The sequence below is a fragment of the Nakamurella sp. UYEF19 genome (assembly GCF_040546275.1).
Classification (GTDB): Bacteria; Actinomycetota; Actinomycetes; order Mycobacteriales; family Nakamurellaceae; genus Nakamurella.
Genome location: NZ_JBEPNO010000017.1, coordinates 79,261 through 104,644, shown reverse-complemented (window position 1 = coordinate 104,644; position 25,384 = coordinate 79,261). Strand labels below are relative to the sequence as shown.

At 67.2% G+C, this 25,384-nt stretch carries 21 protein-coding genes and 1 tRNA gene; 10 read left to right on the top strand and 12 right to left on the bottom strand.

What is annotated here, in order from left to right; genetic code table 11:
• Positions 1-15 precede the first annotated feature (15 nt).
• The 3 genes from ABIB25_RS20430 to ABIB25_RS20420 form a co-directional block, all read right to left on the bottom strand.
• The gene (locus tag ABIB25_RS20430) at positions 16-7,128 is read right to left on the bottom strand and encodes a SpvB/TcaC N-terminal domain-containing protein (RefSeq protein WP_354530378.1); all 7,113 of its coding nucleotides are present in this window, start codon (positions 7,126-7,128) and stop codon (positions 16-18) included.
• A gap of 893 nt (positions 7,129-8,021) precedes the next feature.
• Positions 8,022-8,462: an ATP dependent DNA ligase gene (locus ABIB25_RS20425; protein WP_354530356.1), complete on the bottom strand. Its 441-nt coding sequence runs from the start codon at positions 8,460-8,462 to the stop codon at positions 8,022-8,024.
• A 132-nt stretch (positions 8,463-8,594) separates the two neighbouring features.
• Complete coding sequence (locus ABIB25_RS20420) at positions 8,595-8,957, bottom strand: ATP-dependent DNA ligase (protein WP_354530355.1); 363 nt, start codon at positions 8,955-8,957, stop codon at positions 8,595-8,597.
• A 578-nt stretch (positions 8,958-9,535) separates the two neighbouring features.
• Between ABIB25_RS20420 and ABIB25_RS20415 the strand changes: the two genes are divergently transcribed.
• A complete protein-coding gene (locus ABIB25_RS20415; protein ID WP_354530354.1) occupies positions 9,536-10,312 on the top strand; it encodes a tyrosine-type recombinase/integrase in 777 nt (258 codons plus the stop codon).
• Positions 10,313-10,342: 30 nt separating this feature from the next.
• Here the strand turns inward: ABIB25_RS20415 and ABIB25_RS20410 are convergent.
• The 3 genes from ABIB25_RS20410 to ABIB25_RS20400 all read right to left on the bottom strand — a co-directional run bounded on the left by ABIB25_RS20410 (position 10,343) and on the right by ABIB25_RS20400 (position 13,820).
• A tRNA-Pro gene (locus ABIB25_RS20410) sits at positions 10,343-10,419 on the bottom strand.
• A gap of 121 nt (positions 10,420-10,540) precedes the next feature.
• The gene (locus ABIB25_RS20405) at positions 10,541-11,443 is read right to left on the bottom strand and encodes a metallophosphoesterase (RefSeq protein ID WP_354530353.1); all 903 of its coding nucleotides are present in this window, start codon (positions 11,441-11,443) and stop codon (positions 10,541-10,543) included.
• Positions 11,436-13,820, bottom strand: coding sequence for a penicillin-binding protein (locus ABIB25_RS20400; RefSeq protein ID WP_354530352.1), 2,385 nt, complete (start codon positions 13,818-13,820; stop codon positions 11,436-11,438). Before ABIB25_RS20400 ends, ABIB25_RS20405 begins: the two co-directional genes overlap by 8 nt.
• A 480-nt stretch (positions 13,821-14,300) precedes the next feature.
• On the opposite strand from ABIB25_RS20400, the gene ABIB25_RS20395 reads away from it, so the two are divergent.
• Positions 14,301-14,630, top strand: coding sequence for a WhiB family transcriptional regulator (locus ABIB25_RS20395; protein ID WP_502919868.1), 330 nt, complete (start codon positions 14,301-14,303; stop codon positions 14,628-14,630).
• Positions 14,631-14,634: 4 nt separating this feature from the next.
• On the opposite strand, the gene bagB is transcribed toward ABIB25_RS20395, so the two are convergent.
• The 3 genes from bagB to ABIB25_RS20380 all read right to left on the bottom strand — a co-directional run bounded on the left by bagB (position 14,635) and on the right by ABIB25_RS20380 (position 17,138).
• Positions 14,635-15,756, bottom strand: coding sequence for an ArsA family ATPase (gene bagB / locus ABIB25_RS20390; RefSeq protein WP_354530351.1), 1,122 nt, complete (start codon positions 15,754-15,756; stop codon positions 14,635-14,637).
• Between the two features lie 82 nt (positions 15,757-15,838).
• Positions 15,839-16,882, bottom strand: a complete 1,044-nt coding sequence (gene bagA / locus ABIB25_RS20385; RefSeq protein WP_354530350.1) for an ATPase BagA — start codon at positions 16,880-16,882, stop codon at positions 15,839-15,841.
• A 7-nt stretch (positions 16,883-16,889) separates the two neighbouring features.
• The gene (locus ABIB25_RS20380) at positions 16,890-17,138 is read right to left on the bottom strand and encodes a hypothetical protein (RefSeq protein WP_354530349.1); all 249 of its coding nucleotides are present in this window, start codon (positions 17,136-17,138) and stop codon (positions 16,890-16,892) included.
• 38 nt (positions 17,139-17,176) lie between these two features.
• Here ABIB25_RS20380 and sp36 point away from each other — a divergent pair, with 38 nt between their 5' ends.
• Positions 17,177-17,350, top strand: coding sequence for a Sp36 family protein (gene sp36 / locus ABIB25_RS20375; protein ID WP_354530348.1), 174 nt, complete (start codon positions 17,177-17,179; stop codon positions 17,348-17,350).
• Complete coding sequence (locus ABIB25_RS20370; protein ID WP_354530347.1) at positions 17,347-17,802, top strand: RidA family protein; 456 nt, start codon at positions 17,347-17,349, stop codon at positions 17,800-17,802. Before sp36 ends, ABIB25_RS20370 begins: the two co-directional genes overlap by 4 nt.
• Positions 17,803-17,898: 96 nt before the next feature.
• On the opposite strand, the gene ABIB25_RS20365 is transcribed toward ABIB25_RS20370, so the two are convergent.
• Positions 17,899-18,654: an MBL fold metallo-hydrolase gene (locus ABIB25_RS20365; RefSeq protein WP_354530346.1), complete on the bottom strand. Its 756-nt coding sequence runs from the start codon at positions 18,652-18,654 to the stop codon at positions 17,899-17,901.
• Between the two features lie 72 nt (positions 18,655-18,726).
• Between ABIB25_RS20365 and ABIB25_RS20360 the strand changes: the two genes are divergently transcribed.
• From ABIB25_RS20360 to ABIB25_RS20350, 3 genes are read left to right on the top strand one after another with little or no spacing between them, the layout of a single operon-like run.
• Positions 18,727-19,494, top strand: a complete 768-nt coding sequence (locus ABIB25_RS20360) for an NUDIX hydrolase (RefSeq protein ID WP_354530345.1) — start codon at positions 18,727-18,729, stop codon at positions 19,492-19,494.
• Positions 19,494-20,309, top strand: coding sequence for an MBL fold metallo-hydrolase (locus ABIB25_RS20355; RefSeq protein ID WP_354530344.1), 816 nt, complete (start codon positions 19,494-19,496; stop codon positions 20,307-20,309). Before ABIB25_RS20360 ends, ABIB25_RS20355 begins: the two co-directional genes overlap by 1 nt.
• A complete protein-coding gene (locus tag ABIB25_RS20350) occupies positions 20,306-21,220 on the top strand; it encodes a putative RNA methyltransferase (RefSeq protein WP_502919866.1) in 915 nt (304 codons plus the stop codon). The genes ABIB25_RS20355 and ABIB25_RS20350 overlap by 4 nt, the downstream gene beginning before the upstream one ends.
• Positions 21,221-21,378: 158 nt before the next feature.
• Here the strand turns inward: ABIB25_RS20350 and ABIB25_RS20345 are convergent, their stop codons facing one another.
• Both ABIB25_RS20345 and ABIB25_RS20340 read right to left on the bottom strand, forming a co-directional pair.
• Positions 21,379-22,053 carry a Crp/Fnr family transcriptional regulator gene (locus ABIB25_RS20345; protein ID WP_354530343.1) on the bottom strand — a complete coding sequence of 225 codons (675 nt, stop codon included), beginning with the start codon at positions 22,051-22,053 and terminating at the stop codon, positions 21,379-21,381.
• A 118-nt stretch (positions 22,054-22,171) separates the two neighbouring features.
• On the bottom strand, positions 22,172-22,408 hold the full coding sequence (locus tag ABIB25_RS20340; RefSeq protein ID WP_354530342.1) for a hypothetical protein: 237 nt from the start codon (positions 22,406-22,408) through the stop codon (positions 22,172-22,174).
• Positions 22,409-22,620: 212 nt separating this feature from the next.
• Between ABIB25_RS20340 and nth the strand changes: the two genes are divergently transcribed.
• From nth to ABIB25_RS20325, 3 genes are read left to right on the top strand one after another with little or no spacing between them, the layout of a single operon-like run.
• Entirely contained in the window at positions 22,621-23,385 is a 765-nt protein-coding gene (gene nth, locus ABIB25_RS20335) for an endonuclease III (RefSeq protein WP_354530341.1), read from the top strand.
• A 56-nt stretch (positions 23,386-23,441) separates the two neighbouring features.
• A complete protein-coding gene (locus ABIB25_RS20330) occupies positions 23,442-24,158 on the top strand; it encodes an NUDIX hydrolase (RefSeq protein WP_502919867.1) in 717 nt (238 codons plus the stop codon).
• Positions 24,155-25,339, top strand: coding sequence for a MarP family serine protease (locus tag ABIB25_RS20325; protein WP_354530339.1), 1,185 nt, complete (start codon positions 24,155-24,157; stop codon positions 25,337-25,339). Before ABIB25_RS20330 ends, ABIB25_RS20325 begins: the two co-directional genes overlap by 4 nt.
• Positions 25,340-25,384: the final 45 nt, after the last annotated feature.

Here is a 25,384-nt window from a genome sequence, read left to right as displayed (position 1 = left end):
TTATTGTCCTGATATCTAGTGATGTGGTGGAGGAGGTAGCTGAGCGCCAGACCATGGCAGCGGCAGCTGATTGCCGACCGGGGCAGAGCCCTTGAGAATTGAATGTGAGGTGACTAGGTATTGTTCAACCCATCTTCCACTCGGTCGAAGCATGTTCATGCCATTGTGCCCCATGCCCCAGACCTCGCCAAGCTCCATTCTATAGCCGAAAGCAGGAAGCTCCTTATTCCAAGCCAGTAGCTGGCTCTGAGCGCGTTTAGGAACGCCCGCTCGGTTAAGTCCCTGAACGCTTTCACCATACTTGTAGGTCCCAGATTCTCCGCTGGATGTATTCTTCCAGCGGAGTTCGTATACAACGCTTGATCGCTCCGTCATCGGTATAGATCGCGACTTCGTCGCAGGCGCCGACTCGTTAGTTTGCGATCCGCTACCTCGACTCTTCGCTCGCCAGGGAGCTACTACCGCCGCGACAGTAAATATTACGCTTCCGATTAAAGCGCCCCGATCCGCGTTGCCGAATGCGTCACCGACGGCGAAGCCGATCGCGGCGCCCGGATTTTCGCTACCGACGTTCGCGAGCCTCTCATTCTGGATTCTCCATGCGACGGCCTGTCGCTCGGCTTCAAAGCTGGCCGCCGTGCCTATGTAGCCGGTGCCATTCTGCAGCTCCGCCAGAACTACGGCTCTAGAAGTAGAATCGCGGCTGCGCGCCTGTACAGATTCCGATTCTGCAAATGCCGAATCGAAATCCTTGAGATAATCGTCGGGACTTATCCAGGAGCCTTTGTAGCCGAATCGCGAGAGGCCAGCGTAGTAATACTCCTCATGTTGCTGAAGATCGACTGCGAACTGGTGAGGATGAATGATTCGAGCGCTACGCATCTGTTCCAGTTCGGCCGAGCCAATGCCGGTGTTTCCCGAAACGTCCCGGATAATCACTGGCTGCGAATGGGCGTACGCGTGGCAATTCGCACCATCGACCAACCCAGCAGGATCCGCCGACGTCCACCTCCCCAACCACGGCGCGTAATAGCGGGCACCGTGGAGTTGCAGGCCGGTCTCGTCGTCGCGTTCCATGGCGGTGAAGCGGTAGCGCTTCTGACTGACGACGGCGGACGAGGATTGGCTGCGGTAGGCGGTGGTGCCGTAGGGATGGAATTCCTCGTAGGTCAGGAGGTTTCCCGCCACGTCCAACTCGATGGTGGTCGAGTCGAGTTGGTCGCCGAGTTGATAGCGGGTGACGGAACGGGTGACTGCTTGTCCGCTCTCCATGGTGGCGTTCTCGAGCAGTGCCGACACCTGGCTGGCGGCCTGCAGGTGCTGAGTCGTGACACGGTCGGTCACGGTGCCGCCGACGGTCGCGGCGAACGATTCGAACGTGCCGACGTAGCGCCGGTCCTCGACCCTGGCGCCCGTCATCACCACTTTTCGGACACGCGCACCCGATCGGTCGTAGTGATAGTGGGCGATCACATTGCCAGAGATCACTACACGGCGCGCCTTGCCCATCCAGTTCCACGAGAACACCCGTGGGCCCAGGGTTGTCATGTTGCCGCGAAGGTCGTACTCGATCACGTCGGCGGTGGCTACTGCTCCGCTGACCATGCTGGAGGCCAACTGATTGCTGGCGGAATCCGGCACGTTCGTGCGCAGCCACGCGGCACCGCCGTTCACCTGCTGCAGATGCCGGAGTGTCAGCAGGTTTCCGCTGTCGTCGTAGGTGTAGGTCTCCAGGTAGCGGACGACGGCATGCAGATCAGAAGCCGGTGGGAGGTCGTTGAGCTGGGGAACTTTGTTGCTGTCGGCGCTGGTGTGCCCGACACCGACCGCTTCGCGTCCGGATCCGGTGAGCAGCTGGTAGAGGTCGTCGTAGGTGTAGTCTCGCGCCGCGTCGACCACGGTGTTCTTGAAGAAGTTCCTGGGCTGCGCGTCATCTCGGATCGTCAGGATGTTGCCGACCACGTCGTAGACGAATTGCAGGTCCTGCAGTGGGTTGCTGCCTGACCCCGGGCGGGTAGTTGTCAACCGCACCAGGCGATGAGTCACGTCGTCGTACGAACGGACCACTTGGGCGACCGAACCGTTCGGGCCGAAGGCGACCAACGCGCGCCGACGCTTGACGTCGTATACGGCGTGGTCCAGCACCGTCGCCGCCGGCTCGCCCGGCCGAACTGTCCGAATGGCGGCGATGAGATTCGCTGGGTTGTAAGCCAACTCTGTCACTGTGCCGTCGGGCGCCGTTGTCGTAGTGGGCCGGGTCAAGGCATCCAGGGTGACCGCCGTGGCGAAGCCGGCTGGTTCGAGGGCGGTGCCGGTGGTGCCGGACCGGTCCGAGGACGGTGCCGCGGCGGCGACCGTTCCCCAGTCGGGCTCCGTGTCGACGGCCGACAGGAACCGCCGCTCGGTGTGGACCGGGGTGCCGCGAAAATCGCAGCTCATCGTCGTTGAGAGGCCGGCACCGTCGAATACCTGATGTGCGACGCCCAGCAGGTACCGGCTGATCGCGTACGTCGGATCGTCGTCGGCGTAGCCCATGACCAGTCGACATGTCTCCGCCGCGCTCGTCTGGTCCAGCACCCAACTTTGCGTGTCCCGTCCGAGTTTGTCGCGGACGGCCCGTACCCGCACCTCGTAGCTGAGGTCTGGCCGACGGCCGCTCCACGACAGCAGCGGCCGGCCGAGCGCGTCGAGGGCAACGCGGTGCGCGCCGGCGTCCGAGCTGAACCCCGTCAGCGGTCGGCCGATCAAGTCGTACGTTGCCTCCATCGCTCTGACGCCGCGAGGGTCGGTGACCGAGAGAACGTGACCGCCGATGTCGTAGCTGATGGTCGTGGTCAGTTCACGCGTTTGCCCGGGCGCACCAATGGTCTCGACCAGTTCGATGACGCGGCCGAGGGCGTCGCTGTAACTGCGGGACGGCGTGTTGGCATGGCCAGCACTGGCGGCGGCGGAACGCCGCTGGTCCACGGAGGCCTGCGCCGCGGAGTGCTGCGCATACCAGGCACTTTCGAGCACGGTGTCGGCGCGATCCCAGCTGGAACTGGACCACACTCCTGGGGTCACACGCTCGAAAGAGCCGTCCGGGAAGTCGGTGCGGACGACGCGTCCGATCGGATCGTGCCGAAGGTAGGCCGGATGTCCGGTCGCGACCAGGACCGATTCGTCTTCATAGCGGTCGTCCGGTGCGAAATATGGATCGTACTGGGCGATGGGCCGGCTCTTGCCGTCGTAGACGCATCGGCCGTTGCCGATCCACCGAATTGGCTGGGTGTCGACCAGTTCTGCGGCGCCGCCCGGGCCGAGGACGAGGTGACCGGCCGTGTCGTAGTGTGGGGCCATTCCGCCTTCCGCCTGCACCTTGCTCAGCAGCGCGCCGCCGGTCGCGGTGAAGTAGCGAACACTTCGTTGCCAGCGACTGGCTGCGTCGTAGGTTTCGCGTTGGAGTGACTGCGCCGAGTTCGGCGATCCCGAGACGAAGGAATGGAGGTCATAGCTGAAGGTCTGATCCCATTCACCGGCAGGTGCGCCCTCGCCATGGGCGCCTCGAAACCGCTGGGCCACCACTGCCCCGAGCGCGTCGAAGCGGGCCTCGTGCGTCGAGCCGTGTGGATCGGTCACGGCAGCCGGGGCGAGCACCCGGTAGTCGTAGGTCGCACTCACCCGGTTCCAGTTCGGACCGGCAGGATCGGGTTGAAAGGTACTGGCGCCCGCTGCCATCGTGACTAGCACATCCACGGCCACCAGCGAATGCGTGTCGTAGCGAACAAAGGTACCCAGTCCGAAGGGGTCGACGAACGCCACCGGCTGGTAGAACGATCCAGGGTCTGGTTGGACGATCGTGCTGGAGATCCAGCATGCGGATTCTCCTTCGACAAACTGTTCGTAGTGTCCGGTCGCGGCCAACGATGATGCGTCCAACTCGGACCCGAAAGACTGTGCTTGGGTCTGGGTCAAGGCTGCCGCCAGCACCCGTCTGCCGATGGCGCGCCGACCGAACGACCCATCCGGCAGTTCACTGGTGATCAAGTCGTCCCAATATCGGTGACGGGAGATCGTCAATGGCCGTCGGGAGACCGACAAGGCAGCGGTGGCGTCGTTCGAGACCAGCGGGGCGGCCGCCCACCCGGTGGCCTCGGCCGGGTCGACCAGGTCGGTGAGATCCGTCGGCAGGCCCAGCACTTCAAATGATCGCTGTTCCAGCGGCACCCCGAGGAGGCGCCTGCTCGGGTCCCCGTCGTCGTTTCCGAAGGTCGCAGCAGAGACGGCGACGAAGTTCGTTCTCTGGTCCGGATGAGCTCCGGGATCCGTTCGTCCGTAGGCAATACTGACCGATTGCTCGACCTGACCGAAGTCGTTGACCCTGGTGACAACCGTGTGCAGACGCCGCGTTGGTTCGCCGACCAAGGTCGGCGCGTCAGGGAGCGATGCCAGATAGTCAGGGTCGGCGTACCAAAGGTCGACGGATACCGCTTGGCGCTCCACGTGGGCTTCGAGAGACTGGCTCGGCAGCGTGATCGTCACCGCATAACCGTCGGGGTCGCCGGGCGCCTGCGCCAACACGCGCAGCTGGTAGCTGTGGTCGGTGACCACGTAGGGGAACCGCGACTCGGCCGTGCCGTCGAGGCAGTACACCGCCTGCCGAACCGGCCGGCCGCGCAACGCCCGGCGTGATTCGTGCGGGTATTCGAGAGCCGGCGGATCCCAGTGGTCCGAGAGCAGGCGAGAGGGAAGCGGTTGGCCGGATGCGCCCGTGTGGTACCAGGTAGCGGTTACTTCTGGGGCCAGGCTGGTCGAACTCTCCTGCCATTGCCCAGGGGCAGCCGAGGCAAAGCTCCGGAATCGGTCGGTGTCGGCCTGCTCCACGTAGCCGAACCCACGGAATTCCCGATCGGTGACGTCGTAGTAGCCGTCCCGATAGCGGTAGCTGGACGTCGTGGTCACGCCGGTCGTCCGGTCGGTGACAGTGGTGCCCGCGACGACATGCACGGGCAGCGGTAGGTGCGTGGACCAGGAGCGTCCGGCTCGCCTGTCGGCAAGTGCGTACTGACTGGAGGTCGCGTATGTCATCTCGGTGACCAACCCGCGCCCGTTGTCGACGTGGGTCAGCAGGTCGGGCTTGCCCCCCGGCATCAGATCGATGTACCGGACCGCTGAGTCGGAAGGGTCGTCGCTGGAGATCACCAGGCATTGGGTGCCGCGCCCGAGGAGATCCAGCAGCTGTACCGATGCTGTCGCCGCCGGCGTCAACACTGCGGTCAGCAGCTGCGGGGGGCCCCAGCCGTTTCCGGCCGAGTTGGGCCAGAAGGTCGTCCCGTTCTGATCGAAATACATCAGGTCGGCCGGACCGGATCCGTCGACATCGGCTAGTCGGACACGGCGCGGATCGAATTCCTGCTCGCCGTCAAGGATCGGCGCGGAGTCCATCGTGACCATCGATCCAAACCGGCCGTAACCCAGGTTCGGCCAGTAGCAGACCGAACTGCGGCGGACCCTGACGATATCCGCCAGCCCGTCGCCGGTGACGTCCACCAGGAGCACCGAGGCCGACGGATCGGTGAACGAAACCTTCGGTCCGGCCTGCTCATCTGCACCGGTGCCCACCCGTCGCTCGGGGTCCCAACCGTCCTCCCCTAGGAACTGATGCCAGGCGATGTCTTCTGTCCGATTGATCAGTACATCGCTCCGCCCATCACCGTCGAGGTCGACCTGCCTCACCCGGGGATCCGACCAGTCCAGGATCGGTGTGCGCGCGAAGGTCCGCCAGTTGTCCCAGTCGAGAGTGACAGGGTCGCGAAGGACATAACGGACCGAGTTGCCGTCGTGGCTCAGGACGGCCAACCGTCCATCGCCGAATACGGCGGCGATAGCCGGCCCGACACCGGACGCCGTGTTCGGAACGGCGGCGACCAGCCGGGGCGGGGAGAAAGACCCGTGGCCGAGATTCGATTTGTAGCGCCAGTTGGGCCCATCAGCCCGGAGAGCCCCTGCGGCTCCATCAGAATCCAGATCTAACCACTGCACCGTGCCCCGGAATCCATCGGGCAGTCCGAGAACGGAATCGTCGTCGAGTTCTTGCATCTCCGACGCGGGTGACCACTGCGAATAACTGAACGTCAACGGCGGCAACGACAACGACGACCCGGAGTCGTCATAGCCGACGTGGGTTGCGGAGATCAATTTAGACGACACAGGGCCATCCCGATAGCCGATCAACGTCGCCGAGATGAGCTGCCAGGGAGCCTTCAGTTCGACCGGGAAGTGGTGGAACAGCAGGATCCGGTGGCAGCGTCGCTGCGTGCGTACCTCAAAACCTGATCGGTAGGAGGAAAACCGGTCGGGCCGCCATTGCCAGGCCTGGTCCGGCTCGATCCAGTGCGGGTCCGAATGGTCGCCGTAATCGAAGGCAACGGCGATGTGGAAGGAATCACGCCACGACGGGTTGGTGTGATCGACCTCGGGCGCGGTGAACCGGTCCGTCACCGCCTGCTTATTCACGTACACAATTTCTCGGAGGTAGCGCTGCGCCAGCGGACCGTCCTTTCGGTGACTCTCCGACGGCAACGACCGGTCGACGCCGCCACCGTCGTCGGCGACCCAGTGATAGTGCAGGTGCTCGCCGCGATCGTCGAAGACATCTTCAGGGAGCCAGGTGAACACCCGCTGAGCATCCGTTGGGTCAGCAATTCGGGCAATTTCCGAGCGGCCGTAGATCGTCAGCACGTTCTGCGGGCTGAAGACCGCCCAGAAGGTCTGGGCGTCCGAGACCCGGACATGCCGTTCGATTCGGCTGAAGGTGCCCTCCGTTCGGGGGCGATAGAGGAACCGCCACGTCGGTTCACCGGTCCCACCGAATGGTGTTGGTGCTGTTGGCTTCTCCACCAGAATCAGGTCGTCGGCCCCGGCGAGCACAAATCGATCGTCATCGGTATACCGCGGAATCCCCCGCTCCGTTTTACGACTCACGTTCGACAGCGGCAGGTCCCACCCCAACCCGTAAGCGGAGTTCCCGGCCCCCGAGGAATAGCTCAGCGCGAGTTCTGGTCGCAATCCGCGACCGGCCGTTGTCGCAATGGGGATCTGATAGCCCCCCGTGCCACGCAAGGAAACAGGCTGCAGGGACTCGCCCATCCCACGGATGGACGCACCGCCCTGCGGCAGCGTCAGCTGGGGAGCTTGCGCTGGTGCGCTCGGCATCGAGGCCGCCGACGACGTAGGGACCGACGGCCGTTCCATGGAACGTAGCGGCGCCGGAGCAGCATCACGGCCGGTCGCCTCTGCCATTTGTCCCCCATGTCGGGTGGTGTCGCTTCCGCCGACCGTATCCGAGCAGGCCGAAGTCCGCGACCGGAGCGGCCACGCGAAGGCGTGGAAGCCGCCTCTCTGCGCACCAGCGATTCCGTCGGATTCTGCCAGCGCTGCAGGTCCTGCGGAGCACCTGTGTTGGCCGCGTCCAGACCCGCAATCGCAGTACTGCCGTTCGCCGCCCCGGCCGCGCCGGAGAACGAACCGAGATCGATCGGCTCACGACGGCGCAGGTATGAGTGATACCGCCCGCCCAGGTGGGTGATCCTGCCGTCACCCAGCAGCGCGACGACGCCACGTGGGCCAGGAGCACCCGGGCCGCGGGTCCAGGACTGGGACAGCAATGAGTGGGCGAGAGAGGTTGGTGGGCCGAGCCTGTGGTCGCCGTCCGGTGTGTCCGATTTTCGAGATTATTGAAATCGGCGATCGGGTGAACGACGTCGATGGCTATCCTTCAGGTCACGGGGCCTAGGCAAGCAAGTCAGGTCGGTTCGCCTGACATAATCGTCGATCGGCGACGCCGATTGTGGCGCAGCAGATTAGGCTTGCGCGTTACAAGAACACCATGGTGGGCTTTCAACCTGACGGTGACGAATCGAGATTCTTCGAGCGTGGCAAAGGATGCTTGCCTCGTCGCCGCCTGCGGATGTCTCGCTGTTATTCAACGCTGTCAGGTGCCGACCTGGCAGATCGGGTGTGGCGGGGTTCGGATCGTCGGGTTACGTATTGGAGATGCTCTGAACTGTCTTCTCGTCGCGGATTCCGCGCCACCGTGGATAGCGCAGTATGCTGTGCTGGGTCATCTCGCTGTAGATGACTCCGCCGACGAACCGCGGTGTCACCCACACCGCGATCCAGGCGACTGCGCGGGGTACTTCGGCCGGCGGTGTGTCCTGGCGCGTGGGGGCCAGTCGAGCGGCCAGGTCATGGAGCATCCTGTTGGTGAATCCGGTGCCGACCTTGCCGACGTACCGGAATCGTTCGCCGTCGGGGCCGGCAAGCACCGGGGATCCGACGGTATCCTGGCGTCGCCCCTGGCCAGGCTTCCAACCGATGATCGCCGCCTCAAGCAGCAACTCGTTCTTGATCTTGATCCACGCCTGGGACCGCTGCCCTGGCTGGTAGATCGAGTCAACCCGCTTGGCGATGATCCCCCCCAACCGTCAGCTTTCGTTCGCGCCAGCACAGCTGCGGGATCCCGCTAAGGTGCGGCGGAACGATGCAGAACGGGCCCGGGACGTGGAGGAATTCCAGGATCTGCGGCCGCTGAGCCAAACGCTTTCGAGCAGCGACTAGCCGTCCAGGGCCATTGCATCGAAGATCAGGTAGGCGATCGGGACCTGTCGACGGATCCGCTCGATGTCAGCGGGCCTGGTGAGGCCCATCCGTTGTTGGAGCCGGACGACGTCGGTGCGGCCGGTCTGGTCCATGGCGACGATCTCGCCGTCCAGCACCACCGGCCGACCGTTTGGTAGGTCCAGCAGGTTCGCCAGTGCCGGGTAGGCAGCCGTGATCTCGCGGTCGATGCCGCTACGCAGCGCCAGCCCGGTGCCGGCGATGTCGGCGACCGCTCGCGTGCCGTCCCATTTGCCTTCCAGCCGCCACGCGGCGCTTTCACCGCGTAGCGCGGTCAGGGCACCGGAGGTGGCCAGCATCGGTGACCAGTGGCCACTCGGATCAGGTGAAGAACCGCCGGGGGCCGCGCCGACTCCGGTTCCAATACGCGAGTTGAATGGATCGCACTCACGCCAATGTCCAGGGTGCCTGACACGTCGTACCGTGATGACCAGCGGGTGCATCGGAGGTGGTCGTGACTGCGATCAGGAAGTACGCAACGTCCAAGGGTGAGACGCGTTGGCGCGTGCGCTACCGAACGCCAAACCGCTCGTACACCGACAAGCGGGGCTTCACCACCAAGCGTGATGCGATCGAGTTCGCGACGACCCTCGACACGTCGCTCCTCGCCGGAACCTACGTCGCGCCGTCGGCGGGACGAATTACGCTGGGAGCGTTGTACGAGCTGTGGGCCGCAGACCGGACTCGAGTGAAGTCCACCACCGTGGCCAAGTCCACCTCGGCGTGGAACGCGCATGTCGGCCCCAGATGGTCGCGGACATCAGTGGCGGATCTCAAGGCGTTCGCGGTCCGGTCGTGGGTCGCGGATCTCGCGAGGGCGGGCGCGGGCGCAGCCACCATCGAGAACACCCTCGGTCTACTGCGGGCCCTGACCGACATGGCAGTGATCGATCAGCGCATCCCGTCGTCGCCCCTCGTCGGCATCAAGCCGCCCCGACGCCGTCACCAATCTCGTGGCTACCTGACCCATGTCCAGGTCGACGCACTGGCCAATGCCGTCCGGACCCAGGTGATTCATCGTCGAGGCGGGTCCGTGGTGACTGCCGATCGGCCAGACCACGAAACTATGGTCCTCCTTCTGGCCTACACGGGACTGCGCTGGGGCGAGATGGCTGCCCTCAGGGTTGGTGCGGTCAATCTGGTGCGCCGCCGGCTGGACGTGTACGAGGCAATCGCCGAGGTCAGTGGAAAGCAGGTGCTCGACTCGGTGAAGAACCATGAGCGAAGAAGCGTTCCCTTCCCAGACTTCCTTGTGGGTTCGATGTCGGCGCTCATGGAGGGCAAAAGGCTCGACGACTACATCTTCGTCGGAGAGACCGGCGAACCGATCCGCGTGTCGACCTTCAGACCCAGAGCCTTCAGGCCGGCCGTCGCACGCTGCCAGAGCTCGGATCCGCTGTTTCCGACGATCACTCCGCACGACCTGCGCCACACTGCGGCCTCCCTGGCCATCTCCGCCGGGGCCAACCCCAAGGGTGTCCAGACGATGCTCGGGCACGCCTCCGCGGCAATGACCCTGGACACCTACGCGGACCTGTTCCCGGACGACCTCGACGCCGTTTCGGCAGCGCTGAGTGCTGCTCGTTCACAGAAGATTGGGGGCAAAAATGAAGCAAAAGATCCCAGAAACGAGGAAGACCCGGCCCCAGCATGACTGAGAACCGGGCCTGACCTGCGGTGACACTGGTCGGGGTGACAGGATTTGAACCTGCGACCTCTTCGTCCCGAACGAAGCGCGCTACCAAGCTGCGCCACACCCCGGTGAAACCTTGAAAAGTCTATCCGATCCGGGCGGGTGGTCCGAACCAGTTGATCCCGGCACGAGCCCTGCAAACAGACCCGAACCGCGCTAACACCATGCCCGACAGGGGCCCCGACGGGCTCAAGGCCCGGACGACGACCGCGGCACCAGCGTGATCAGGGTCGCCTCGGGGCGGCAGCAGAACCGGACGGGCATGTAGGGGCTGTTGCCCAGCCCGGCGGAGACGTTCAGCCACATGTGCGCCCCCCACCGGGAGAGCCCACGGACGCGGCCCCGGTCGATACCGCAATTGGTCACCACCGCGCCGTACCCGGGGATGCGCAGCTGGCCGCCGTGGGTGTGCCCGGCCAGCAGCAGGTCGTAGTCGTCACCGGCAAAGCTGTCCAGCACCAGAGGTTCCGGCGAGTGCGCCACCCCGATCCGCACCACCGCGTCTGCGTCCGCTCGGCCGGCGATCTCGTCGTACCGGTCCCGGTGCAGGTGGGGGTCGTCGACGCCCGCGAGCGCGATGCGCTGCCCGCGGACGGTCAGCACCTGCTTGCGGTTCGTCAGGTCGATCCAGCCCCGCTCGGCCTGGGCGGCACGCAGATCGCGCCACGGCAGGGCCGGCGTTCTGGGCAGCGGGTTCGACTTGATGAAGTACCGGTGGGGCGATTTCATGGTAGGGGCGAAGTAGTCGTTGTTGCCGAACACGAAGGCCCCCGGCACATCCAGCAGCTTGCCGAAAGCCGTCATCGCCATCGGTACCGCCTCGGCGTGCGACAGGGTGTCGCCGGTGTTGATCACCAGGTCAGGGCGCAGGTCGGCGAGCGCGCTGACCCACGCCGCCTTGTGGTCCTGGCCCGGAGTGATGTGCAGATCTGACAGGTGCAGCAACCGGATCGGCCACGAGCCCGGCGTCAGGACCGGGGCCTCGACGCGGCGCAACGCATACCAACGACGCTCGATGACGGTCGACCAGAGCAGACCACCGGCCGCCACCGCGGCTACCGATCCGGCGGCGAGGAGTTTCCGATCAGCCACCGGCGGTCGTTCCGCCTGCCGAGACGTACACGTCGATGGAGCTGCCGGGCAGCGAGCTCTGCCCGGCGGGCGGGTCCTGCCGGGTCACCGTGTTGGCCGCCGCCGACGTCGGCAGATTCTCGATCTTGTAGTTGAACTTGAAACCGGCCGAGGCCACCGAGGCCTTGGCGGCATCGATGGTCAGATTCGACAGGTCCGGCACGCGGGTGTTCGGCTGGCCCTCGGCGTAGGTGCCCACCGAAGGTGCCAGCAGCACCGGGTTCGGCTGGATGATGTTCATCGCATCGAACCAGGTGGCGGCCGGCCCCGAGCCACCCGTCATCCCGGTCAGCTTGCTGGTCGTGTTGCCTTCGCTGCTCGTCGCCTGGGCGATGCTGCAGCTGCCGGTGACGGCCAGCGGTGTCTGGGTCGCCGTCTTGGCGGCGTTCGGCGGGATCATGCAGATCGGCTGCGGTTTGGTCAGGTAGTCCCAGGTCAGAGCGGCGGCGCTGAACTGCGGCGTGAACCCGAGGTAGGCGGAGGACTTGTACTCGCCGGTGGTCCCGGTCTTGCCGGCCGAGTACCCCGGCGCCAGGTTCCACCCGGCCGCCTTCGCGGACTGGTTGGCGGTGCCCTCGGTGGTGGTGACATCGTCGCCCATCGCCTGCGCGAGCGTCCGGGACAGGCCCATCGAGACGTCCTTCTGGCCGGCGACGATGTACGAGCAGGCGGCGGCGGCCTTCAACGCGACGACCTTGCCGTTGCGGTCCAGCACGCTGTTGATCGGCGTCGGCGGGCACCAGACGCCGTCGGAGGCGACGGTGGCGCCGACGTTGGCCAGCTCCAGTGGGCTGACGGGCGTCACCCCGAGGGTGAACGACGCCACCTTCTGCGAGACGAGCACCTGGGCGTAGGTCTGGGTGCTGTCGGTGAAGGCCTGGTCCACCTCGCCGGCGGGCAGGCTGTAACTCTTCAGACCCATCGAGACCGCCATGTCGATCACCTTGGCCAGGCCGAGCTGGTCCTCCAGCTTGACGAAGCCGGTGTTCGGCGAGGTGGCCAGGGCCCGCTGCAATGTCATCGACGTCGGGAAGGTCTCGGCGTTGTCGGTGTTGTTGCGGAACGGTTTGGCCGGGACGAGCGGGCTGAAGTATTCGGCCGGGGTCTGGATCACCGACTGCGTGCCGAGTCCGGCCTGCATGGCCGCTGCCGTCGTGAAGATCTTGAACGTCGACCCCGCGCCCAGCGGCGCGAACGTGGTGGTGAGTTTCTGGACCGTCTGACCCTTGCTCGGGTCGAGTCCGTACGGCCGGTTGGCGGCCAGTGCCACCACCTTGCGCGGGGTACCGGGCGCGACGACGGCGAGCACGTTGGCGATCTTCCGGTTGGCCGAGTTGACCGGTACCTGGTCGGTCGTCGCCTTGTGCGCGGCGGCTTCCTTGACCGGGTCGAGGGTCGTCTGGATGGTGTAGCCGCCGGTGGCGATCGTGTCGGTGGACAGGCCCGCGCTGGCCAGGTAGTCGAGGGCGTACTGGCAGAAGTAGCCGTTGATGGCGGAGTTGCGGGCCGGGAGGCAGCCGGTTCCGGCCCTGCGGCCGTTGGCCAGGTCGATCGGCGTGGCAATCGCCCTGGCGAGCTGCGCAGCGGTGATCGAACCGTCCTTCTCCAGCAGGCCCAGCACGATGTTGCGACGCTTCAGCGCGTCGGTCACGTGATCGGGATTGGTGGGGTCGAACTTGTTGGGGTTGTTGACCATCCCGGCCATCAGGGCGGCCTGCGGCAGGGTCAGATCCGAGGCGTTCACGCCGAACAGCCGCTGGGCGGCCGCCTCGGCTCCGTAGGTGTTCGGCAGGAAGGCGACCAGGTTGAGGTAGCCGGCGAGGATGTCGTCCTTGGTCTCGTGCTGCTCGAGGGTCAGTGCGAGCTTTGCCTCGCGCAGCTTGCGGCCAGGGGTGGTGGCGATGGCGTCGGCGCGTTCGGCATCCGTCTTGGCCTGTACCAGGAAGAGATAGTTCTTGACGTACTGCTGCGTGATCGTGGAACCGCCCTGCTGGCCGGACGCTCCCTGGGCGTTGCTGAGCAGCGCCCGGATCGTCCCGCGCCAGTCGACACCCTTGTGCGTGACGAACCTGCGGTCCTCGACGGCGATGACCGCGACCTGGAGGTTTTCCGAGATGGACGACAGCGGGACCACGGTGCGGTCCTGCTGGTACAGGTAGGCGATCGGGGCGCCCGTGCTGTCGGTGATCGTGCTGGTTTCCGGCACGGGGCCGTCCAGGGAGTTCGACGGCGTGCTCGCCAGCGCATTGGTGATCTTGTTGGAGGCCAGCCCGAGACCCAGGGAGTAGGGCAGCAGCAGACCGGCGATCAGCACCCCTGCCAGCAGGGTTGCGATCATCAGTCGGCCGAGTCCACCTATTACACGCACGTCGGCAAGGGTACCGGCGCGGGGGTGAGGTCGAGGTTTCCCGGGGATGGTGACGCAGAGTGACGACAGGTCCATGACCGGTACCGGAAATTCCCTCGTCAGGAACGTATTTGGTCCCGCAATCTTTGCTCCTGCGTGATGGAACGCTGCCACGCTTGGATGCGTCTCAACTGCCACCTGGAGCGCGGGCAAACCCTGCCCGCGGTCCGGAACGAATAGGTCGCAATGGGGCGCGGGGTGGCGGTCAGCAATCGTCAGAGAGTTCCAGTGCTCGACCGAAGTCAGGCTAGCTCCAACACGGGGCGGGAAAAGGATGTGGTCAGGATGGTCAGGCCCACGCTGAGCGTTGTGTCGGTACCGGGCGGTGTCGCGGTTGCGGATCCCGTGGTTTCGGATCCACAGCAGGCGATTGATCCGATCTCGTTGTCGAGTCGGGTGAGCGCGGACCGGATGGTGATCGAGACCAACGACGACGCGCTGTTGGCACCGTTGATCGGTGACTCGGAGTGGACGGTCAGAGCCGTCTGTGCCGGGACCGATCCGGATGCACTCTTCGTGACCGGCGCCGCCCAACGCGACGCAGCCAAGCTGTGCCAGGGCTGCCCGGTGCGGCTCGAATGCCTCGCCGATGCCCTCGACAACCGCATCGAGTACGGCGTGTGGGGCGGCATGACGGAACGTCAGCGCCGCGCGGTGTTGAAGAAGTCCCCCGAGGTCACCAGCTGGCGCTCCATGCTGGAAGAGGCCAGGGCGAGCTCCACCGAGGAAGCGGCGAGCTGAGCCGTCAGCTCGTCCCGGTCAATTGGCCGGCGATGATCCGGAGGGCCGGCAGGTCGTGGGCGTCGAACGCCAGCGCGGGCACCTCGACCACGGGGAGGTCGGGGTGGGCGCGGTCGAGTCTGGCCCGCATGCGCAGTTCCTGGGTCCGGGTGGTCAGCCTCTCGGCGTGCACCGCCAGCGCGGCCGCGGTCAGCGGGGACGAACCCGCGACCTCGGCGATGGCCGCCTGGGTGGTGGCCAGTGACAGGTCCGCCATCGGCGGATGGGTCCGATTGAGCACCAGGCCGGCGAGCGGCATTCGCTCGGCGCGCAGTCGATCCGCGAAGTACGAGGCCTCACGGAGTGCGTCCGGTTCAGGGACCGCCACCACGACGAACGCCGTCCGGGATGAGCGCAGCAGGTCGTAGGTGGCCTGGGCGCGATCGCGGAAACCGCCGAACATTCCCTCGAACAGCTGCACGAAAGTCGCTGCGTCGGCAAGCATCTGGCCACCGACGACCGACGTCACCGCCTTGGCGAAGAGCTGGAATCCGGCCCCGACGATCCGCATGACTCCACGGCCCGGTGAGGCGAGCAGCCGGATCATCCGGCCGTCCAGGAACGACGAGAGCCGTTGTGGCGCATCAAGAAAATCCAGTGCCGAACGACTGGGCGGGGTGTCGACGACAATCAGATCGAACTCGTCGGTGGCGGCCAGCTGGCTCAACTTCTCCATCGCCATGTACTCCTGCGTGCCGGAGAACGACGTGGAGATGGTGGTGTAGAAGGGATTCGCCAGGATCTTCGCGGCGTGATCGGCGTTCGCGTTGGACGACACCATCTCGTCGAAGGTCCGGCTGGTGTCCAGCATCATCGCCCACAGCTCGCCCGACGGCGCATCGCCGGAACCCTCGAACTCCACCTTGCGCGGCACGTTGTCGAGTTCGCCGAGGCCAAGCGACTGAGCCAGCCGCCGGGCCGGGTCGATCGTCAGGACGGCCACCTTCCGGCCCTGGTCGGCCGCGTAGATCGCCATCGCCGCGGCGGTCGTGGTCTTCCCGACCCCACCCGAGCCGCACGTCACCACCACCCTGATGCTCGGGTCGTTCAGCACCTTCTCCAGATCCAGCGGAGCCCTGGCCATCATCGTCCAATCACCTGCCTCTTCGCGCAGGCGCTCATCAGTGGATGAGCTCCGCTCCTCGCTCGTGCCTCGCTGCGATGCTCACTCACCTTCCAACCCCTTGCTCGGCGAGGTGGTCGGCCAGCTCGTAGACGCCGCCGAGGTCGGCGCCGTCGACCAACCGGGGCAGCGACAGCAGCGGCACGCCGACGGCGGTCAGCTGCTCGCGGCATTGCTGCTCGGCCAGCACCCGGACCGCGTGGTCCGAGGTCTCGTTGGCCAGCCCGGCGAGCAGGTCGGGGTCCGGATCGATACCGGCGGAGGCGAGGCCGGAGGCCAGTCGCCCGAGGTCCAGCCTGTTTTCCGCCGCGGGCTTCAGCGACGCGGCACCGAGGTGGGTGACCGTCGCGGCGTTGACGATGATCGAACCGACCGACAACTTCTGCGCGCGCAGCTCGGTGATGGCCTCGAGGGTCTCGGTCACCGGCATGTCCTCCAGCAGCGTCACGAGGTGGACGACGGTGTCGGCCGAGTGCAGTAGTTCGACCACTCCGTCGGCCTGGTTGCGGATCGGACCGCGCCGGGCCAGGTCGGCCATCGCGACGGTCACGTTGAGGAAGTTGATGATGCGTCCAGTGGGCGGAGCGTCCATCACCACGGCGTCGTAGATCGGCTTCGAGTCGCCACCTCGGCGGGTGACGGTCTCCTTGACCTTGCCCGTCAGCAGGACGTCGCGCAGCCCGGGGGCCAGAGTAGTCGCAAACTCGACCGCCCCCATCCGCTTCAGCGAACGGCCGGCAAAACCGAGGTTGTAGAACATCGCGAAGTACTCCAGCAGGGCGGCCTCGATGTCGACGGCCAGTGCCCGCACCTCGCCGCCACCGGCGGCGACCGCGATCTTGCGCTCCTCGTACGGCAACGGCGGGACGTCGAACAGCCGGGCGATGCCCTGGCGCTCCTCGACCTCGGCCAGCAGGACTCGCCGGCCGTCGGCGGCCAGCGCCAGGGCCAGCGCTGCAGCGACCGTGGTCTTCCCGGTGCCGCCCTTGCCGCTGACGACGTGGAGCCGGGCACGGCGTGCTGCGGCCGGCCAGGTCTGGGTGGTCTTCTTCTTCGGCAGAGCCGCCACGCTGCCCTCGTCCGAGATCATCTGTCCCTCAGCTCGCCAACGCCATCACAGCCACCACGATCGCGGGGATGGCGATCAGTATCAGCCCCACCCACAGTGGTACCAGGAGTACGGCGATGACGCCGATGGGGATGATCACGGCCAGCACGAGCGCCGATCGGGCGGCCCGACCGGCGCTGGTTCCGGCGCGGTCCCGCAGGGTGTCGTAGCGCAGGAGCACCAGCACGACGAGCAGGAGCCCCTCGACCACGGCCGCGATCACGTGCCACCCGCTCATGGGCGCCAGACTAGAGGGCGCCCCTTAGAGTTGCGTGCATGACCTCACCCTCTTCCCGGCGGACGTACGAATATGCCACCGTGCCGCTCATCACCCATGCCACCAAAGCCATTCTCGACACCTGGGGGGAGGACGGCTGGGAGCTGGTCCAGGTCGTCCCCGGCCCCAACCCGGAGCAGCTGGTGGCCTACCTGAAGCGGGAACGCGCATGACAGCGCTGGAGCGGCTGGCCGAGCTCGGCATCGAGCTGCCGGTTGCGGCGGTGCCTGCGGGCTCCTACATCCCGACCGTCCGGTCCGGGTCGATGCTCTACACGTCCGGCCAGCTGCCGTTCGTCGACGGCAAGCTGCCCGCGACCGGCAAGGTCGGCGCGCAGGTGAGCCCGGAGGACGCGAAGGCCTACGCCCGGTTGGCTGCGATCAACGTGCTCGCTGCCGCCCACGCCGCCGTCGGCGTCGACAACGTCGTGCGGGTGGTCAAGGTGGTCGGTTTCGTCGCCTCTGCCGAGGGTTTCACCGCTCAGCCCGGTGTCATCAACGGCGCCTCCGACCTGTTCGTCGAGGTCTTCGGTGACGCCGGTCGTCATGCCAGGTCCGCGGTCGGCGTCGCCGAGCTCCCGCTCGGCACCCCCGTCGAGGTGGAAGCGATCCTCGAGGTCCGCTGACGAGATCACAAAGGTCCCGGACCGCGATTTGATCCCGGGTCCGCTGGGTAACTGCCGCGCATGACGGATCAGCGGCCCTTGGCGGACCCGGGCGAGCTACCGCCCGGTCAGGTTGGCCGCGTGGACCTGCACCATGCCGGGGTTCGTCAACCGTGGGTCGTCGGCTTCGTCGCCGGCCAGCACGGCGTCGAGGTAGCGGCGGTCGGCGGTCCATCGTTCGAGCGGCGAACCCGTCGGATGGCCATGTCCCGGGACCAGAACGGCGGCCTGACGGACGTACGGCTCGAGGATCGTCAAGGCCTGGTCGTAGGCGGCCAGGCCGGTCTCGTCCGTCATCGGAAGTTCGACGTCACTGAGCATGTCGCCCGCCAGCAGCACTCGCGTCCCCGGCATCCACAGCGCCCCGTGGCCAGTGGAATGCCCGTCGTGCTCGACGATCTCGATGTGCGGACCCGGCCAGGGCAGCGTGGTGGGGTCGGTCTGCGGGACCGGGTGGACCTGGCCGACCAGAGGCATCAGCTGCATCGGCCAGTCGGGTCCGAGGAACTCGAGGAGTTCGCCACGGTGCTCGGCGACGGTGTCGGCCGTTCCCCGGGTCGCCCATCGCGGCGCGCCGCCGAAGCCTGGGTGCCAGAGGATGTGATCGTGGTGGGAGTGGGTGGCGAACCCGGCGGATACCGTCAGGCCGCCCTCCTCCAGGAAATCCGCCAGCGCCTCGAGCTCGTCCGGCTCCCACGCCGGGTCGACCAGCAGCGTGGTGCCGTTGTCCCTGACCACCGTCGACGTCGTCAGCTCTCGTCGGCTCGTCGCGACCAGCACGCCATCGGCGACCTCGACCATCTCTCGTCCCATGCCCGGACTCTAGTGAGGCCGGGGTGGGTGCCTGCGCATGTCCGGTCGCTGCACAGGGGATAGCGTGAACGGGTGGGATCCGACATCACGCCAAGGCCGGCGGCAACCGTGATGTTGTTGCGCGAGGGCCGGCGGGACGGCGAGGCCACCGGCCTCGAGGTCTTCGTCCTGCACCGGGTGGCCGGCATGGCATTCGCGCCGTCGGTCACCGTGTTCCCCGGTGGAGGGGTCGACCCCAGCGACAGCGGACCGGTGCCCTGGACCGGGCCCGACCGGCAGTGGTGGTCGGCCGCACTGGGCACCGACGTCGACAAGGCGTCGTCGCTGGTGGTCGCGGCCGTCCGGGAACTGTTCGAGGAGACGGGTGTCCTGCTGGCCGATGGTCCGGCGTCGGAGACCCAGCGGCAGGCGGTTGCCGAGCACCGCAGCAGCCTCGCGGACGTGCTCGAGACGCAGGAGCTCGAGTTGCGGTCGGGTCTGCTGCGGCCGTGGGCGAACTGGATCACGCCGGAGGGCAATCCCCGCCGCTACGACACCTTCTTCTTCCTCGCCGCGCTGCCCGACGGGCAGGACGCGCAGATGCTGACCACCGAGGCCGAGTCGGGACGCTGGGCCCGGCCCGCGGATCTGCTGGCCGAACACGCTGCCGGCACCCTGGCGATGATGCCGCCGACCCTGGCCATGCTGATCGATCTGCAACAGGCCGGATCGGTGCAATGGGCCATGAGCCAGACCCGGACCGTCGTCCCGCTGATGCCAACCGTGAAGAGTCTTCCGGGCGAGCCACTGCAGGTCGAGGTCGACGGACGGGTCTTCTCGCTCCGACGTCAGGGAAGTTGATGATCTCGAACGACGGCACCGGTGCACCCTGGCTGCAGGCGGGGACGGTGCGCGGCGTCGCGGCCGGCGTCAGCGTGCTGCTGGCCGACAATCCCGGCCCGATGACGCTGGACGGCACCAATTCCTACCTGCTCGCCGGACCTGATCATCCTGGTCTCGTGGTGGTCGACCCCGGACCGGACGACAACCCCCACCTGCAGGAACTGGCCGAGCAGGGCCGGGTGGAGCTGATCCTGGTCACCCACCGGCACCTGGACCACACCGCCGGATCTGCCCGCCTGGCCGCAGTCACCGGAGCGCCGGTCCGCGCCGCCGATCCCGGCTGCTGCCACGGCGGAGGCAAACCCCTCGTCGACGGCGAGTTGATCGACGTCGCGGGCCGGACGCTGCGGGTGCTGGCCACCCCGGGCCACACCGACGACTCGGTCAGCTTCCACCTGCTGGAGAGCGATGGCCACGGGGCGGTGCTGACCGGCGACACCATTCTCGGGCGGGGGACGACCGTCATCGCTCATCCTGACGGCGATCTCGCTTCCTACCTGAGCTCGCTGGACCGGCTGGCCGCACTCGGGCCGGCCCTGGTGCTGCCGGCCCACGGACCGGAGCTACCGGACCTCGCCGCCACTTGCGCGCAGTACGCAGAACACCGCGAGGAGCGGTTGGACTCGGTACGTGCGGCCCTCCTCGTGCTGGGACGCGAGGCAACCGTCGTCCAGGTCACCGATCTCGTCTATACCGACATCGCGCCGCACGTTCGCCCGGCCGCCGAACTGTCGGTGGCCGCGCAGTTGCACTACCTGCGCGGGCAGGAGTGAGGCCAGGGCACGTCCGCCCGGCCGCTCTGCATCCGTCGCGTCGTCCCCCGTCCCACGCCTACTCCGAACAGGCGATATCGGCGCTGGCCTGCCCGCACTGCGGTTCACCCTTGGTCCAGGGCGACGGTTCGTTCCTCTGCACCAACAGGCACTCGTTCGACGTCGCCAAACAGGGGTACGTCGCCCTCTTGGGGGCCGCCTCGCGCACCGACACCGCGGACAGCCCGGACATGGTGTCCGCCCGCGTGGATTTTCTCGGTGCCGGACACTACGCGCGCATCGCCGGGGCCCTGGCCGAGGCCGTGGTCCGGGCCGGCGCATCGGCAGCGACCGTGGCGGGACCGGTACTGGAGATCGGGGCCGGCACGGGCTACTACCTCGGAGCGGTACTGGACGGGCTGGGCCCCGGCGGTTCCGGCATCGCCCTCGACTCGTCGAAGTACGCGGCCCGCCGGGCGGCGGCGGATCCCCGAGTGGTGAGCGCGGTGGCCGATGCCTGGTCCCCGTTGCCGGTCCGCAGTGGTGCGGTGCGCGCAGTCCTGAGCGTCTTCGCCCCTCGGGACCCCGCGCAGATCACCAGGGTCCTCGCACCCGGTGGGGTGCTCGGCGTGGTGACGCCGGAGCCGTCACACCTAGCCGAACTCCGTGAGCAACTCGGCATGCTGACCGTCGATGACGGCAAGGCCGAACGGATCGCCGTGGCTTTCGCGGGGCTGCTGGACCCGACCACCCGGGAACGGGTGGAGTTCCAGATGCCGATGTCGCACCGGGACGTCTCGGCCCTGGTGCGGATGGGACCGAGTGCCCGTCATCTGGATCCCGCAGACCTTGCCGGCACGATCGCCCGGTTGCCGGAATCGGTGACGGTGACCGCCTCGGTGACAGTCACGGTGCTGGCCAAGACGGCGTGACCGAACGCGGACGAACCACCCGACGGTGGCCCCCCGGGACGAGCGAAGATCACGGTCCGATCACGAGGATCGCCTCTTGTGGAGGGCTGACCCCGAAATTCACCGACACGAAAGAGTGAACTCCAACGAGTGAACGTCCGGCGCCTGAGAAAAGCGCGTCAGCGGGCGCGGCGGGACAGCCTCTCGGCGTCCAGGATGACGACGCTCTTGCCTTCCAGGCGGAGCCAGCCGCGGTGTCCGAAATCGGCGAGAGCCTTGTTCACCGTCTCCCGCGAAGCGCCGACCAGCTGGGCCAGCTCCTCCTGCGTCAGGTCGTGGGTGACCCGCAGATGACTGCCCTCCTGCTGGCCGAACTGACGGGCCAGCTGCAGCAGGGCCTTCGCCACCCGGCCGGGCACGTCGGTGAAGATCAGGTCGGCGAGGTTGTTGTTAGTCCGCCGGAGACGGCGGGCGAGCACGCGGAGCAACTGCTCGGCGATCTCCGGCCGCTTGGCGATCCATTCGCGCAGGGCGGCGCGGTCCATGGTGGCGAGGCGGACGTCGGTCACCGCGGTGGCGCTGGAGGTGCGCGGACCGGGGTCGAAGACGGACAGTTCTCCGAACATGTCCGACGGACCCATGATGGCCAGCAGGTTCTCGCGTCCGTCCGGTGAATTCCTGCCGAGCTTGACCTTGCCGGAGAGGATCACGTAGAGACGATCACCGAGTTCGCCGACCGAGAAGATCGCGCTGCCGCGGGGGTACTCGACCGATTCCAGCTGGGACCCGAGGGCCAGCGCCGATTCGGGGTCGACCCCCTGGAAGATGCCGGCCCTGGCAAGGGTTTCTTCCACGTGTCCTCCTGATCAGCAATTGCGTGCGTCACATTCCACCACGGCCGGAGACTTCCGCACACCCTGGGGGAGCCAGCGGCAATCGTGTCCTCGTTGGGTGCCGGCGGTTCGGCCGTCCTCAGGCCTTGCGGATCTTGCGGTCCCTCGGCCGACGGCGGAGGCGGAAGCGGGCGAGCGCGCCGGTCCAGCCCTCCCGGATCAGGGTGTTGACCTCTTCCGGACGGGCCTGGTCGAGGAACTCGCCGACCTCGTCCTCGGTGACGGTGGCCGGGCGCAGTCGGTCCTCGACACGGCTCATCAGCAGGGCGAACACCATCAACAGGAGAGGGAACAGGAGCACCAGGAAGACGGTCATGATCGGTCCATCATCCACCATGTTCATCCGCGTCCGGGGGCGCCCCGGCCGCGCGCCGTCGGGATCGTACGGGTGCCCGATGGGATCTCTCTGCCATCCCGACGGACGTTCTCCCGATGCCGGGCGGGCCTGTCGGGGGCCTGTGGGACTCTGTCCAGGTGTCGACATCCGTCGCTGGAGGGCAATTCAGAAGGGCAATCCCGGGTGAGAGCGTGAAGAAGGGCGCCGTGAAGAAGGCCGTCGTGCCGGCTACCCCGCTGGCGCGCACCCGACGTGCGAGAAAGCTCGCGGGTCAACTGGCGGTGGAGTTCCCCGATGCCAAGTGCGAACTCGACTTCACCACTCCGTTGGAACTGGCCGTCGCCACCATCCTGTCCGCGCAGTGCACTGACGTCCGCGTCAACCTCGTCACGCCGGCGCTCTTCGCGAAGTACCGCACGGCGGTCGACTACGCGGGCGCCGACCGGATGGAACTCGAGGAGATGATCAGGAGCACCGGCTTCTTCCGGAACAAGGCCAACTCGATCATCGGCCTCGGCCAAGCCCTGCTGGAGCGGTTCGACGGGGAGTTGCCCAACCGCCTCGACGACCTCATCACGCTGCCCGGATTCGGCCGGAAGACGTCGAATGTGGTGCTGGGCCACGCTTTCGGTGTCCCGGGGATCACGGTCGACACCCATCTGGGCCGCCTGGCCAGACGGTGGGGTCTGACCAAGGAGACGGATCCGGTTCGTGTCGAACTCGAGCTCAACGCCATGTTGCCACCGGCCGACTGGACCAGGTTCTCCGACCAGGCGATCTATCACGGACGTCGGGTCTGCCACGCGAAGAAACCGGCCTGCGGCGCCTGCTTCGTCGCCGAGTTGTGCCCGTCCTACGGAGACGGGCCGATCGAGCCCGGTCCGGCTGCGGCGCTCGTCGCCGGCCAGGAGAGGCCGCACCTGCTCGCCCTGGTCGGCCTGGCGGACGGCGCGTGATCGCACCTCTCCCCGGCGTCAGGGAGCTCGGACAGCGGCTGGCACCCGACGAGGTGATGCCGGCGTGGTTGGCCGGCATGGTCGAACGGATCGACGGCGCGGGGATCGCCGACCTGCTGCCACGGCCGGCGGTGAGTGCACCCCAGGTGGGGCGCCGCAGCGCGGTGCTGATGCTGTTCGCCGACGGACCGCAGGGACCCGATCTGCTGCTGACCGCGCGCGCGGTCACCCTCCGTTCGCACGCGGGCCAACCGGCCTTCCCCGGCGGCAAGCAGGACGGCTCCGAGGATGCGGTGGCGACCGCACTCCGGGAGGCGGAGGAGGAGACCGGTCTCGACCCGGATTCGGTGACACCCGTTGCGCTGCTCCCGGATCTTTTCCTCGGCGTCACCGGATTCCTGGTCTCGCCAGTGGTCGGTTACTGGCACCGGCCTGGACCGGTCTCCGCAGTCGATCCGGCCGAGACGGCCGCGGTGGCCAGGGTGCCGGTGGCGGATCTGGCCGATCCGGCGCGGCGGGGCCGGGTCCGTCATCCCAGCGGCTACGTCGGCCCGGCCTTCGAGGTGGCGGACATGGTGGTCTGGGGATTCACCGCCGGGTTGGTCGAAGTGCTGCTCGACCTCGGTGGTTGGTCGGTGCCGTGGGACCAGCATCGGTACATCGTGCTGCCCGAGCTGGGCCTCGCCCTCCCCGACCCCGAGGCCGGGCACCTCGGCGACGGTGATCGCGGCGGTGGCAACGGACGGGCGCCCGAGACGTCTGTCAGGACGTGAACTTCGTCGATGCACTGGTGATCGTGCTGCTGCTGGCTGCAGCATGGTCCGGCTTCCGGCGCGGTTTCATCAATTCCTCCATCGCGTTGATCGGCGCCGTCGGTGGTGCGGTGATCGGAATCCGGCTGGCCCCCCTGTTGATGAGCCACGTCGACCAGAGTGCAGCGAAGGTCGCGCTGGGCATCGCCTGCGTCATCGTCGGGGTCGGGATCGGTGAGATCGCCGGTGCCACCGTCGGAAAGGCGCTGGCCGGGCGGATCACCTGGCGGCCGGCGAAGGCACTGGACCACGGTCTCGGTCTGGTCGGCCACACCATCGCGGTGCTCGTGGTGACCTGGATGATCGCCATCCCACTCGGTTCGACGCCCTACCCGTGGCTGGCCTCGGCGGTCCGGTCGTCCTCCGTGCTCGGAGCCGTCGATGACGTCATGCCCGACGGCGTACGGGACATCTCCAGCCGCATGCGGCAGCTCTTCGACGATTCCGGTTTCCCGGCCATCCTCGACCCGTTGACACCCACCCCCGACGTGAACGTCGGCCCACCGGATTCGACGCTGGCCGTGTCGGCTGCGCTGCGCACCTCCGGGCAGTCCGTCCTGAAGGTGCGCGGGGTGGCGACTTCGTGCACGCGTCGCATCGAGGGGTCGGGCTTCGTGATCGCGCCCGGCAAGTTCCTGACCAACGCCCACGTGGTCGCGGGGACCGACCGGCTCGTCATCGAGCAGGGCCGCACCTCGCTCCCGGCCACCGTGGTGGTCTACGACCCGAACCGGGATCTGGCCGTGCTCGATGTACCCGGACTGACCCGTCCGGCGCTCACCTTCGCCACCGCCCCGGCCAAGGCCGGTGACTCCGCGGCCCCGGCCGGGTATCCGCTGGACGGTCCGTTCACCATCACCCCGGGCCGCATCCGGAGCGAGATCACCCTGAACGGGCCGAACATCTATTCCTCGGCAACGGTGAACCGCGACGTCTACACGCTGCGGGCGAATGTCAGAGCCGGCAACTCGGGGGGGCCGCTGCTGGCCGCCGACGGCACGGTCATCGGTGTGGTGTTCGGCGCTGCGATCGACAAACCGGACATCGGGTTCGCCCTGACGGCGGCCGAGGTCGCCCCGGTGGTTGCGGCGGGTCTGGTGGACCACACCGCCGCCGCCACCGGCGCCTGCACTGCTGACTGATCCGCGGTCGAACCGCCTGCTCGTCGTGCAGCGGGGCCGGTGCGG